Source organism: Methylophaga sp. (assembly GCF_048266885.1).
In the GTDB taxonomy this organism is placed as follows: domain Bacteria; phylum Pseudomonadota; class Gammaproteobacteria; order Nitrosococcales; family Methylophagaceae; genus Methylophaga.
On sequence record NZ_JBLWYR010000004.1, the window covers coordinates 33413 to 46190 of the forward strand.

Here is a 12778-nt window from a genome sequence, read left to right on the forward strand (position 1 = left end):
TTATAGTTTTTGTTTCTGGTGTTTCTCCAGCCGTTTTTTGATGCGCTGACGTTTGAGATTGCTTAGGTAATCAACAAATAATTTGCCTTCCAGATGATCGATTTCATGTTGGATGCAGGTTGCCAGAATGCCATCGGCATCCATTTCAAAAACTTCGCCTTGCAGGTTTAATGCACGAACACGAATTCTATCCGCACGGGTAACCAGCTCATAGGCTTCGGGAACAGAAAGGCAGCCTTCTTCAAAGTCCCTCTCACCCTCAGTTTCAACTAATTCCGGGTTAATCAAAAACAACGGGCTGGTTTTATCTTCAGAAACATCAATAACAATTAACCGTTTCTGTTCATTAACCTGGGTGGCAGCAAGACCAATACCCGGAGCATCGTACATGGTTTCCAGCATATCATTTGCAAGCTGGCGGATTTCATCCGTTACCTTTTCAATGGGCTTTGCTTTTAGACGTAGCCTGGGATCGGGGAAGTGCAATATATTCAGTTGAGCCATTTCAGTACCTGCTATAAATCATTTAACCAGCAGTCAGTTATTTCAAGCTTGAGTAATAAGCTGCGAGGTTGGAAATATCTTCGTCTGACAAGTTATTCGCTTGCATCTGCATGATGGCTGCCATACCGCCTTGACGTTGTTTTTCCCGATAGGCCTTAAGCGCTGACTCTAAATATTCAGCATTCTGGCCAGCAAGGTTGGGATAAGCTGGCATAATCGCAATGCCATCAGCACCATGACACGTTGAGCAGACAGCTGACTTAACTTTGCCTTTAGCTACATCTCCAGCAGCAATCACGATGGAATTCACACTCATCAACGTGATGCCAAGAACAAAAGTAGCTGTTAGTTTCATTATGCTGTTCGCCATCTAAGCTTACCTTTATCAGGCATAAAAGTTTAACTAGTCGAGATATCGACACATTATAAACCAAGTTTGTTGCCGGATTACTTGATTAGTGTAAACGCTTATTAGACACTATGAGCCGTTGCTGTTTGTCCAGGGATATGGCTGCCCTGTAGCGTCCATGAGGATTTTATGATGATACGTCACATCTGTTTGGGTCTAATGGCCCTGTTGATGAGTTCTGCGTTACTGGCAAACCAGGTTGCCCTGAATCCCAATCATCCTGAACGTTATGTGGTGGTTAAAGGCGATACGCTTTGGGATATCTCCGCTAAATTTCTTCAATACCCTTGGCATTGGCCAGAGATATGGCAGGTCAATCCACAAGTCGAAAATCCCCATCTAATCTATCCGGGCGATGAATTAACCTTGGTTTATCGCGATGGCCGTCCAGTCCTAGAGTTAAATCGTGGCCAGCAAACCTTCAAACTTTCACCTGAAACGCGTGAAATCCGAATTGATGAAGCCATCAACACTATTCCTTTATCCATCATTCGCCCATTTCTAACCAAGCCACGAGTGGTGGGTGTTGAAGTACTTGATACAGCGCCATACGTTGTGGCAACAACAGATGAAAGATTATTGTCGGGCGCAGGTGATATTGTTTATGCACGAGGCATAATCGAGCCGGAAGGCGATGATTTCAGTGTATTTAGGGGCGGAAAAATTTATTTTGACCCTAATACCGGTGAAGAGCTGGGTGTAGAAGCAATTTATACCGGTGATGCAGTCGTAACGCAGCCTGGAGACGTTTCAACCTTGAATCTCACCTACACAAGTCGTGAAGTCATGGTTGGTGATAAATTGTTGCCGGTCGAAGAAGAAGATTTTGATCTTAACTTTTTCCCGAGAGCACCTTCTCAACCGGTGGAGGGCACGATTATTTCGGTGTTTGACGGTGTTTCCCAAGTGGGGCAATATCAAATCGTGGTTTTAAATCTCGGTACACGCGATGGCCTGGAAAGTGGTCATGTTTTATCCGTTTATAAAGCAGGTAAAACGATTCGTGATGAGGTAAGTGCAGATCGTGAAGCGACTGTCACACTGCCTGACGAGCATGCTGGGGAAGCCATGGTGTTTAAGCTGTATGAAAAAGTGAGTTACGCCATCGTAATGAAAGCGACGACTTCTATGCATTTGTTTGACAAGGTACGATCTGCAGAATAAAGGAAACAGCTTGCATAGATTCTCCGGGGCGCAACGTTCCTTAGCATGTCAGCTGGCTCTACAACGTATTCCCGGTGTAGGGCCCGCTACCTTTAACAAACTTGTCCAACAAGTCAGCTCACCAGCGGATATTTTCAATGAACCGCGGCTGTTAAAAGGTATTGATCCTAAAATCGTCTCGTTACTCCAAACGCCAGATTGGGATCAGGTTGAGCAAGATTTGGAATGGTTATCAGCTGATAATCGCCATGTGATCGACCAGCAACACCAACATTATCCTAAGTTACTCCAACAAATACCCGATCCTCCAGCTTTATTGTTTGTCCAAGGTGATATCAATTTACTTAGTAAATGGCAGTTGGCTGTGGTGGGTAGTCGAAATCCATCCGCATCTGGTCGTGATACGGCATTTGAGTTTGCCCGGTATTTAGCACAAGGCGATATTGTGATTACCAGTGGATTGGCTGCAGGTATTGATGCTGCGGCACATAAAGGGGCATTAGCAGCATCCGGCAGAACGATTGCGGTGATTGGTACCGGTTTGGATCGGGTATATCCAGCGGCACATCGGGATTTGGCGCATTATATCGCTGAAAATGGCGCGATTGTTTCAGAGTTTCCTTTAGGGACTCCTCCCAAAGCGGAAAATTTTCCTCGCCGTAATCGCATTATCAGTGGCTTAAGTTTAGGCACGCTAGTGGTCGAAGCTGCAGTAAAAAGTGGTTCATTAATTACGGCAAGGATGGCGATGGAGCAGGGAAGAGAGGTCTTCGCCATTCCTGGTTCAATTCATAACCCATTATCACGGGGCTGTCACCAGTTGATTCGTGAAGGCGCTAAGTTAGTTGAAACTGCGAATGATATTATCGAAGAACTGGGAGCCATGGCAGGAGTGGTTCCGCAATCAGGGGATAACTTTGCTTCTAATGAAGAGGTTTTAGCTTCAGCGGAATTAGATAAGGATTATCAACAACTGTTTGAGTTTCTGGGATATGACCCTATTCATATCGATATACTTATTGACAAAAGCGGATTGACGGTTGATGCCGTTTCATCCATGCTGTTATTACTGGAGCTGCAAGGTCAGGTTGCATCACTGCCCGGAGGACGATATGTCCGAACCGGAACCGGATCGGGCCCATAATAGAGAAGCCGATGAAAGAAAATGTAATTGATGTGTTGCTCTATCTGTTCGAAAACTATATCGATACCGAAGATAGCAACCAACCTGATAAAGATGTCCTGGAGCTTGAATTAGAGCAGGTAGGCTTTCAGGAACTAGAAATACACAAAGCACTTGATTGGCTTGACAACATGACTGTGGTGGCACCGCAGACAGACATTCCCAATACACATATCCGTGTTTTCAGTGACAGTGAAATTGAGCGTCTCGATATTCATTGTCGTGGCTATTTATTGTTTTTGGAACAGGTTGGGGTTTTGGATGTCGAAACCCGCGAAGTTGTCATTGAGCGTGTGTTGGCCTTGGATAGTGAAGAAATTGACCTTGAACAGCTGAAATGGGTTGTGCTCATGGTACTGTTTTATCAACCAGGCCGAGAGGTCGCTTATGCCTGGATGGAAGATCTGGTGTTTGAAGATTTGGAGGCGGTTATTCACTGAATTTGACCGCTCTTATTATTCATAACACTGCCCGTTTTACACGGGCAGTGTTATTTAGAGCGTCTATTTTTGGTACAGGATTTTATGGGAAATAAACTCGTTATTGTTGAGTCACCGGCCAAGGCCAAGACCATCAAAAAATATTTGGGCAAAGATGTAGAAGTCTTAGCATCTTATGGTCACGTCAGGGATTTACTGCCTAAAGAAGGTGCTGTCGATCCGTCCAATGATTTTGCGATGAAATATCAGGTCATTGACCGCAACAGTAAACATGTTGAGGCGATTGCCAAAGCCATGAAAAAAGCCGACACGCTTTATCTGGCAACGGATCCGGATCGTGAGGGAGAGGCTATCTCCTGGCATCTATTTGAGTTGCTGAAAAAGAAAGGTGTATTAAAAGATAAAGAAGTTTTCCGGGTTGTCTTCCATGAAATTACTAAGCAGGCTGTCAACGATGCGGTAGCCAATCCCCGAGAATTATCGATGGATTTGGTCAATGCTCAGCAAGCACGGCGTGCTTTAGATTATCTAGTTGGGTTCACGCTTTCTCCATTGTTATGGAAAAAGGTGCGTCGAGGTTTGTCCGCCGGACGGGTACAAAGCCCTGCACTTCGAATGATTGTCGAACGCGAGCTGGAGATAGAAGCATTCAAGGCTCAGGAATATTGGACCATCGAAGCAGATGCCACCGCCGAAAAAACACCGTTTCAAGCAAAATTAACTCAATACAAAAATGAGAAACTTAGCCAGTTCAGTATTGATCATACGGAACAGGCCGAAGAGGTGGTCAAAGCTCTAACCAAGGCTGCAGAAGGCAAATTGTTGGTCACCCACGTTGAGAAAAAACAACGTAAACGTAATCCGGCGGCGCCTTTTACTACTTCTACCTTGCAACAGGAAGCATCCCGTAAGTTAGGTTTCGGTGCGCAGCGCACGATGAGCGTTGCCCAACAATTATACGAAGGTGTGGATACTGGCGAGGGAGCAGAGGGTTTAATCACCTATATGCGTACTGACTCAGTAACGTTGGCGGCCGAAGCGATTGAAGAGATTCGTATCTTTATCGGTCAGCGCTATGGAGCGAAATCTGTACCGAGTAAACCGCAAGAATATAAAACCAAATCCAAAAATGCTCAGGAAGCGCATGAGGCGATAAGACCTACTTCGGTTCTACGCACTCCCGATGACATGAAGGCGTATTTATCCGCCGATCAATACAAACTGTATAACCTGATCTGGCAGCGGACTTTAGCCAGTCAAATGATTCATGCAACCTTGAATACTGTTGCTGTGGATTTAGGCTGTGGCAAAGGAAATACTTTCCGCGCCAATGGTTCTACCGTGGTCAATCCCGGTTTTATGAGTGTCTATCTTGAAGGTAAAGATGATACTAAAGGCGATAAGGATGAAAATATCCTGCCACCAATGGAAGTCGGTGAGGTCGTTGATCTAGTCGCTATTCGTCCTGAACAACATTTTACTGAACCACCGCCGAGATACAGTGAGGCTAGCTTGGTTCGCAGTCTTGAAGAACACGATATTGGTCGTCCATCGACCTACGCCAGTATTATTTCCACGCTGCTCCAACGTGAATATGTCGAGTTAATTACCAAACGCTTTCATCCAACCGATGTGGGGCGCGTTGTCGGCAAATTTCTCGTTCAGCATTTTACTCGCTATGTGGACTATGACTTTACTGCCAAACTAGAAGATGATTTAGATGCGGTATCGCGCGGTGAAGCCGAATGGATCCCATTGTTACGTAATTTCTGGGGACCATTTAAAGAGCAAGTGGAAACCAAGGATAAGGAAGTTCAGCGTAGCGATGTGACGCAGGAACTGTTGGATGAAGATTGTCCAAAATGCGGTAAAAAACTATCCAGCCGATTGGGCCGAAGTGGTCGCTTTATTGGTTGTACCGGTTACCCTGAATGTGATTACACACGCAACATTGATGGCGAAGAAACCACCGCCAGTGAGCCAGAAGTAGTTGAAGGCCGTAAATGTCCTAAATGTGAATCGGATTTATGGGTTCGTACCGGGAAATACGGTAAGTTTATAGGCTGCAGCAGCTATCCCAAATGCAAGCATATTGAATCATTGGAACAACCGGATAAAACCGGTGTTGAATGTCCGAAGTGTAAAAAAGGCGAGATCCTTACCCGCAAATCACGACGCGGCAAAGTGTTTTATTCTTGTTCGGAATATCCGACTTGTGATTATGCGATATGGAATGAGCCGGTTGCCGAACCATGTCCTAATTGTAACTGGCCGATTTTGAGTATCAAAACTACCAAAAGTAAAGGTACGGAAAAAGTTTGTCCGCAGAAAGAGTGCGGTTATAGTGTAAAAGTTGAAGATGCATAACAAAAAAGGGACGTGAAAACGTCCCTTTTTTTATCTGCTCAGATACAGCTATTACTTTTTCTTATCGGAATGACCTAAATCCTGTTCTGGAGCAATGACATCACGAACGCGTTGTTTCAGCTCGGCAATATCTGGGAAGCGACCTTCCTGTTTTCTTGACCAGACCAACGCATCATCCGCCGTTACTTCAAAAACGCCACCGGAAGCCGGTTTAAGCGTTAACTCTGTAATCTCACCGTCAAAAGTACTGAGCAGTTCCTGAGCCATCCAAGCTGCGCGCAACATCCAGCGGCATTGTGTGCAATAGGTAATCGTAATGTTGTGCATTAATCAGCTTTGATGGCTGCAAAAGTTTGACTGGCTAGCTCTATTGCTTGGGATGTGTCAGCGGCAAGCACATTAAAGTGACCCATTTTGCGACCAGCACGTGCTTCTTTTTTTCCGTATAAATGCAGCTTGATATCTGGCTGAGTAAGCAGCTTATTCCAGTGTGGCTGGCTATTGCCCCACACATCACCCAATAAATTAATCATCACAACAGGCGAGATAAGCTCAGCATTTCCAGCGGGCAAACCGCAAAGCATTCTTACTTGTTGTTCAAATTGTGATGTGCGACAAGCATCCAGGGTGTAATGACCGGAATTATGTGGTCTCGGTGCGATTTCGTTGGCAATAATGTCACCTTGTTTGGAGACAAAAAATTCAACCGCCATGGTGCCAACATAATCAAGGCCCTCAGCAATTTTACTGGCCATTTCAATGGCCATCTGCTGTTGGGATTGCTCTGCAATGCTAGGCACGGTGGTTGAATGCAAAATACCATTTATATGCACATTTTCAGCAACTGGAAAGGCCGTTATCTGGCCATTCTGAGCTCGTGCCAGCACAACTGATATTTCACGCTCTAGATCAATTCGCTGTTCCAATACACATTCTTTTTGGCCTAAAGCATCAAATGCTTCGTAGGCTGCTTGCAAATCTTCACAAACAATCTGACCTTTTCCGTCATAGCCAAAGGTGGCAACTTTGAGAATAGCTGGGAAAGTAATTTGGTCACCGATATTAGCAATATCATCTTTACTGTGAATACTGACAAATGGCACGGTGGCGATGCCTTGGGCACGAATAAAGTTTTTTTCAGTATTACGATTTTGAGTGCTGGCCAATGCAGTTGATGAAGGGTGAACCACAGTGCGTTGTTCGAGAAAGGCCAAAGTGCTGGCGGGTATATTTTCAAACTCAGTCGTGATGGCAGCACATTGCAGGGCCAGTTCTTTTAGGGCTGATTCATCGGTATAGGTTGCACAAATATGCTGATCAGCAATAATGCCCGCAGGGCTGTTTTTATCCGGGTCGAGCACAATAACTTTGTAGCCCATGGTTTGAGCGGCAGTCGTAAACATGCGACCTAATTGACCGCCTCCCAGCATTCCTAACGTTGCACCTGGTAAAATCATTACGTCCTCAGTTCTATGCTAATGGTGGAAGTGTCATATCCAATACGGCTTGGTGCTGGTCTTTACGAAATTGTTCTAATTTAGCGGCCAGTTTTTTGTCATGAATCGCCAACTGGGCAATGGCAAATAAAGCAGCATTCGCGGCACCAGCCTCACCAATAGCAAACGTGGCAACAGGAATGCCCTTTGGCATTTGAACAATGGATAATAAAGAGTCCTGGCCTTTGAGATAACGTGATGGAACCGGCACTCCAAGAACAGGGACTAATGTATTCGCAGCGAGCATGCCGGGTAAATGGGCGGCGCCACCGGCACCAGCGATAATACAACTCAAACCTCTCGTTTTAGCTGTTTTGGCATAGTCGGTAAGTAGATCGGGTGTACGGTGAGCTGAAACAACTTGGGTTTCATAAGCAACGCCAAAAGCGTCAAGTTGTTCCACGGCTTTTTGCATGACAGGCCAGTCACTGTTACTGCCCATCACTACCCCTACCAGTGGTTTGTCCATTGTCAGTCCGATTGTATTGTCAGAAAAGCAGTGCATTTTAGCTATTTTATTGAAAATAGGAAAATTTACTGCCGTTAGATGTTGTCCAAATTGTAGCTAGAATTGAATGGTGCTGGATCAATCGTTATACTAGGTGATCCTTTCTGCCGTGTTTTTGTGCGACGCTCCTCAGTTTAGACATAGCTGTGCTGGTTTAACAACCGGAATGGAGCTGCGACGGCGCTAACAAACGATGAAGGTATGCGACGTGAGTCAGCCAACAGAATTAACACAAGGTCTCTACAGACCTGAATTTGAGCGCGATAACTGCGGATTCGGCCTAATTGCCCAAATGGATGGTAAGCCCAGTCATTGGTTGGTTAAAACCGCCATTGAAGCGTTGGGTAATCTGACCCATCGAGGCGCGATTGGTGCTGACGGTAAAACCGGCGACGGTTGCGGTTTATTGCTGAAGAAACCAGACAGCTTTTTTAAAGCGATTGCCGAAGAGCTTGGCTTTTCATTGGCACAGCGCTATGCGGTCGGTATGGTATTTCTGTCACAGGACGACAATAAAGCACAGTTAGCCCAGGACGCCGTTAGCGAAAAACTTACCGAGCAAGGTCTTCAAGTAATAGGCTGGCGCGAAGTGCCGGTTGATGCTGAAACGGCCTGCGGCCAAGAGGCATTACGTTTGTTGCCAAAGATGCGGCATGTTTTTGTGAATGCTGGCGAGTCTATGGATGATGCGGCATTTGAACGCAATCTTTATATCGCACGCCGTAAAGCTGAAAAAGCGATTACCGATGATAAGGATTTCTACATCCCCACTCTGTCATCACAAGTAGTCTCATACAAAGGCTTGGTAATGCCTTCATACTTACCCGTTTTCTATAAAGATCTCAGTGATGAGCGTATGGAAACGGCTATTTGTGTATTCCACCAACGTTTCTCTACCAACACTTGGCCGCAATGGCGCTTGGCTCAGCCATTCCGTTATCTTGCGCACAACGGTGAAATTAATACCGTTCAAGGTAACCGTAACTGGGCTTTGGCACGTGGTGCCAAGTTTGCGACGTCGTTAATTGAAAACATGGAAGATATTCGCCCATTAGTCGGTACTTCTGGTTCCGACTCGTCCAGCATGGATAACATGTTGGAAGCCCTATTGGCTGGCGGCGTAAGCATGTTCCGTGCAATGCGTTTGTTGATTCCACCTGCATGGCAAAACGATCCCACAATGGATAGTGATCTAAAAGCCTTCTATGACTTTAACTCCATGCATATGGAGCCATGGGATGGTCCAGCTGGCGTGGTTATCACTGATGGCCGTTATGCAGCATGTACGCTAGATCGAAATGGTTTACGCCCTGCACGTTATGTCATTACCAAAGATCGTCATATTACCTTGGCATCAGAAGTCGGCGTTTACAACTATCAGCCAGAAGACGTGGTGGCAAAAGGTCGTCTGAAACCAGGTCAAATGTTGGCTGTAGATACCCAAACTGGCGAATTGTTGATGCCAGAAGATATCAACAATATGCTGAAAAACGCTCAACCTTATCGTGAGTGGTTGGATAATAATTTACAACGGCTGCAAGACACCGAGAAAGATGATGAGCATACATTGCCTGAAATTCAGGGTGATGAGCTGGAAGTATTCGAAAAAATGTTCGGTGTCAGCTTTGAAGAGCGCGATCAGGTGCTTCGTGTGTTAGGTGAGATAGGCCAGGAAGCTGTCGGCTCAATGGGTGACGATAGTCCGTTTGCGGTCATGTCAGAAAAAGTCCGTTCTTTGTATGATTATTTCCGCCAACAGTTTGCACAGGTCACCAATCCACCAATCGACCCATTGCGTGAAAACATTGTTATGTCTTTGGAGACCTGTATTGGCCAAGAGCGTAACCTGTTTGAAGAGGGTGAAGATCATGCCCAACGTGTGGTGTTGGATTCTCCGGTACTAACAGAAAAGCTGTTTAATCAAATCCTCAAGCTGGGTGATAGTGATACTGAATACAAGTCACATCGTATTTCGTTAAATTACCAGCCAGAAATCGGTTTGGAAAAAGCGATTGATGCCATTTGTGTCGATGCAGAAAATGCCGTGCGTGATGGCAATGTGGTGTTGATCCTCAGTGATCGTGATATTGCTAAAGACACCTTGCCTGTACATGCATTATTGGCAACAGGTGCGGTGCATCAGCATTTGATTAAGTCAGGCTTACGTTGTGATGCCAATATCATTGTTGAAACTGCAACCGCTCGTGATCCACATCATTTCGGCGTATTGCTGGGCTATGGCGCAACTGCAATTTATCCGTATCTTGCATACGCTTGTTTGCAGGATTTACGTGCTACCAACGAAATCAAAGATATTGAACATGCCCAGTTATGCCGACACTACCGTAAGGGCATCAATAAAGGTTTGTTTAAGATCACCTCAAAAATGGGTATCTCAACAATCGCCAGCTATCGCGGCGCTCAGTTATTTGAAATTGTTGGTTTGAGTGATGCGGTAGTTGATAAATGCTTCACTGCAACGACCAGCCGAGTCAGCGGTGCTGATTTTGAAGCATTACATGAAGATCAGTTACAACTTTCTAAACTTGCGTGGAATCAACGTAAAAAACGTGAGCAAGGTGGTTTGCTGAAATTCATCCACGGTGGTGAATATCATGCTTATAACCCAGATGTCATTGGGACATTGCAAAAAGCCGTTCAAGGCGGCAGCTATGATGACTATAAAGCGTATGCGGCTTTAGTTAATGATCGTCCTGCGATGGTGTTGCGCGACTTATTGGATGTCAAACTGGCCGATACGGCATTAGATATTGAAGAAGTTGAAGATACCGGTGCTATTCTGAAACGTTTTGATAGTGCTGGTATGTCTTTAGGTGCTTTATCGCCTGAAGCGCATGAAGCCCTGGCGATTGCTATGAACCGTTTAGGTGGTCGCTCGAATTCTGGTGAAGGTGGTGAAGATCCAGATCGTTTTGGTAACGAACGTGTTTCTAAAATCAAACAGATTGCCTCAGGCCGTTTTGGTGTAACACCACACTATTTGGTTAATGCCGAAGTATTACAGATCAAAATTGCTCAAGGTGCAAAACCAGGCGAGGGTGGTCAGTTACCGGGTGGCAAAGTTAATCAGATGATTGCGACACTGCGCCATTCAGTGCCAGGCGTAACATTGATCTCGCCACCACCGCATCATGATATCTATTCGATTGAAGATCTGGCTCAATTGATCTTTGATTTGAAACAGGTAAACCCTGATGCATTGGTATCAGTGAAATTGGTTTCCCAAGCAGGTGTCGGAACTGTTGCAGCTGGTGTGGCAAAAGCTTATGCCGATTTGATTACCATTTCTGGTTATGACGGTGGTACCGGTGCCAGCCCACTGACTTCGGTCAAATATGCTGGCGGTCCTTGGGAGCTTGGTTTAAGTGAAGCTCACCAGACACTGCGTGCCAATGATTTACGTGACAAAGTGCGTTTGCAAACAGATGGTGGCCTAAAAACCGGTTTGGATGTTATTAAAGCTGCTATTTTGGGTGCGGAAAGTTTTGGTTTTGGTACCGGACCGATGGTGGCGTTGGGTTGTAAATACCTGCGGATCTGCCATTTGAATAATTGTGCGACCGGTGTAGCAACGCAGAATGAAAAACTGCGCACACAACACTTTATCGGTTTGCCACAAATGGTAATGAACTACTTCCAGTTTGTTGCACGTGAAACCCGTGAATGGTTGGCTAAACTGGGTGTACATAGCTTGCAGGATTTGATTGGCCGTACTGATTTGCTGGAAGTATTGCCTGGTACCACTGATAAACAACGTGGTTTGAATCTACAACCACTGTTGTCGAATGCCGGCGTCCCTGCTGACAAACCGCAATTCTGCCTCGAGCCGAAAAATGAACCTTATGATAAAGGTGAGTTGGCTGAGCAGATGGTAGTGGATATTAAAGAAACTATCGTCAACAAAATCGGCGGTGAATTTAGTTACACCGTTCGTAATATTAATCGGTCCATCGGTGCCCGTTTGTCGGGTGAGATCGCTAAAGTTCATGGCAATTACGGCATGATCGAAAAGCCTGTTCGTCTGAACCTTAAAGGCTCTGCTGGACAAAGCTTTGGCGTGTTCAATGCTGGTGGTTTGGAAATGCGCCTTGAAGGTGATGCCAATGACTATGTTGGTAAAGGTATGGCTGCAGGCAAGCTGACTATCTATCCATCTCCGGAAAGTGATTTTGAAACGCAAAATGCCAGCATTATCGGTAACACCTGTTTATATGGTGCGACTGGCGGGGAATTGTATGCCGCTGGTAAAGCGGGTGAACGCTTTGCAGTGCGTAATTCCGGAGCAGTTGCGGTTGTTGAAGGGGTGGGCGATCACGGTTGTGAATATATGACTGGTGGTGTTGTTACTGTGTTGGGTGAAACCGGGCTGAATTTTGGTGCTGGTATGACCGGTGGTCTGGCTTATGTGCTGGACTTAGATAACACTTTTGCAGAACGTTACAACGAAGAGCTGGTTGAATTGGTGCGGATTGATGGTGACGAAATGTCTGAAGCCGCTCTGCATCTAAAAGGCCTTATTGAAGACCATGTGCGTGAAACCGGGAGTGTCTGGGCGCATCAGATTCTGGATCGTTTTGAGCAAGCGATTAAAGAGTTCTGGCTGGTCAAACCCAAAGCAGCGTCATTGGATGGTTTATTAAAAATAGCCACCAAAGCGGCCTGATACAACCTGGTAAAACGAAATAA

General features: G+C 45.6%; 10 protein-coding genes. 5 read left to right on the forward strand and 5 right to left on the reverse strand.

Features of this window, described 5'->3' with window-relative positions:
* Both def and ACN0V2_RS02940 read right to left on the reverse strand, forming a co-directional pair.
* A complete protein-coding gene (def, locus tag ACN0V2_RS02935; protein ID WP_417549293.1) occupies positions 1-504 on the reverse strand; it encodes a peptide deformylase in 504 nt (167 codons plus the stop codon).
* Between the two features lie 37 nt (positions 505-541).
* Positions 542-874, reverse strand: coding sequence for a c-type cytochrome (locus tag ACN0V2_RS02940; RefSeq protein WP_417549294.1), 333 nt, complete (start codon positions 872-874; stop codon positions 542-544).
* Positions 875-1045: 171 nt separating this feature from the next.
* Here ACN0V2_RS02940 and ACN0V2_RS02945 point away from each other — a divergent pair, with 171 nt between their 5' ends.
* The 4 genes from ACN0V2_RS02945 (at position 1046) to topA (ending at position 6067) form a co-directional block, all read left to right on the forward strand.
* The gene (locus tag ACN0V2_RS02945; RefSeq protein ID WP_417549384.1) at positions 1046-2077 is read left to right on the forward strand and encodes a LysM peptidoglycan-binding domain-containing protein; all 1032 of its coding nucleotides are present in this window, start codon (positions 1046-1048) and stop codon (positions 2075-2077) included.
* Between the two features lie 10 nt (positions 2078-2087).
* Positions 2088-3221: a DNA-processing protein DprA gene (dprA, locus tag ACN0V2_RS02950; RefSeq protein WP_417549295.1), complete on the forward strand. Its 1134-nt coding sequence runs from the start codon at positions 2088-2090 to the stop codon at positions 3219-3221.
* 11 nt (positions 3222-3232) lie between these two features.
* Complete coding sequence (locus tag ACN0V2_RS02955; protein WP_417549296.1) at positions 3233-3700, forward strand: DUF494 family protein; 468 nt, start codon at positions 3233-3235, stop codon at positions 3698-3700.
* 84 nt (positions 3701-3784) lie between these two features.
* Positions 3785-6067 (forward strand): type I DNA topoisomerase, encoded by a 2283-nt coding sequence (gene topA, locus ACN0V2_RS02960; RefSeq protein WP_417549297.1) that lies wholly within the window; start codon positions 3785-3787, stop codon positions 6065-6067.
* A gap of 51 nt (positions 6068-6118) precedes the next feature.
* Here the strand turns inward: topA and ACN0V2_RS02965 are convergent, their stop codons facing one another.
* From ACN0V2_RS02965 to purE, 3 genes are read right to left on the reverse strand one after another with little or no spacing between them, the layout of a single operon-like run.
* Positions 6119-6394 (reverse strand): SelT/SelW/SelH family protein, encoded by a 276-nt coding sequence (locus ACN0V2_RS02965; RefSeq protein WP_417549298.1) that lies wholly within the window; start codon positions 6392-6394, stop codon positions 6119-6121.
* Positions 6394-7524 carry a 5-(carboxyamino)imidazole ribonucleotide synthase gene (locus ACN0V2_RS02970; protein ID WP_417549299.1) on the reverse strand — a complete coding sequence of 377 codons (1131 nt, stop codon included), beginning with the start codon at positions 7522-7524 and terminating at the stop codon, positions 6394-6396. Before ACN0V2_RS02970 ends, ACN0V2_RS02965 begins: the two co-directional genes overlap by 1 nt.
* 13 nt (positions 7525-7537) lie before the next feature.
* Positions 7538-8032: a 5-(carboxyamino)imidazole ribonucleotide mutase gene (gene purE / locus ACN0V2_RS02975; RefSeq protein ID WP_417549300.1), complete on the reverse strand. Its 495-nt coding sequence runs from the start codon at positions 8030-8032 to the stop codon at positions 7538-7540.
* Between the two features lie 232 nt (positions 8033-8264).
* On the opposite strand from purE, the gene gltB reads away from it, so the two are divergent.
* Entirely contained in the window at positions 8265-12755 is a 4491-nt protein-coding gene (gene gltB / locus ACN0V2_RS02980; protein ID WP_417549301.1) for a glutamate synthase large subunit, read from the forward strand.
* Positions 12756-12778: the final 23 nt, after the last annotated feature.

Excerpts from the sequence above, each read along its gene's own strand:
- purE (WP_417549300.1), bottom strand. The coding sequence starts at position 8,032 with ATGGACAAACCACTGGTAGGGGTAGTGATGGGCAGTAACAGTGACTGG.
- ACN0V2_RS02940 (WP_417549294.1), bottom strand. The coding sequence starts at position 874 with ATGGCGAACAGCATAATGAAACTAACAGCTACTTTTGTTCTTGGCATC.
- ACN0V2_RS02970 (WP_417549299.1), bottom strand. The coding sequence starts at position 7,524 with ATGATTTTACCAGGTGCAACGTTAGGAATGCTGGGAGGCGGTCAATTA.
- ACN0V2_RS02945 (WP_417549384.1), top strand. The coding sequence starts at position 1,046 with ATGATACGTCACATCTGTTTGGGTCTAATGGCCCTGTTGATGAGTTCT.
- gltB (WP_417549301.1), top strand. The coding sequence starts at position 8,265 with ATGAAGGTATGCGACGTGAGTCAGCCAACAGAATTAACACAAGGTCTC.
- ACN0V2_RS02965 (WP_417549298.1), bottom strand. The coding sequence starts at position 6,394 with ATGCACAACATTACGATTACCTATTGCACACAATGCCGCTGGATGTTG.
- topA (WP_417549297.1), top strand. The coding sequence starts at position 3,785 with ATGGGAAATAAACTCGTTATTGTTGAGTCACCGGCCAAGGCCAAGACC.
- def (WP_417549293.1), bottom strand. The coding sequence starts at position 504 with ATGGCTCAACTGAATATATTGCACTTCCCCGATCCCAGGCTACGTCTA.
- ACN0V2_RS02955 (WP_417549296.1), top strand. The coding sequence starts at position 3,233 with ATGAAAGAAAATGTAATTGATGTGTTGCTCTATCTGTTCGAAAACTAT.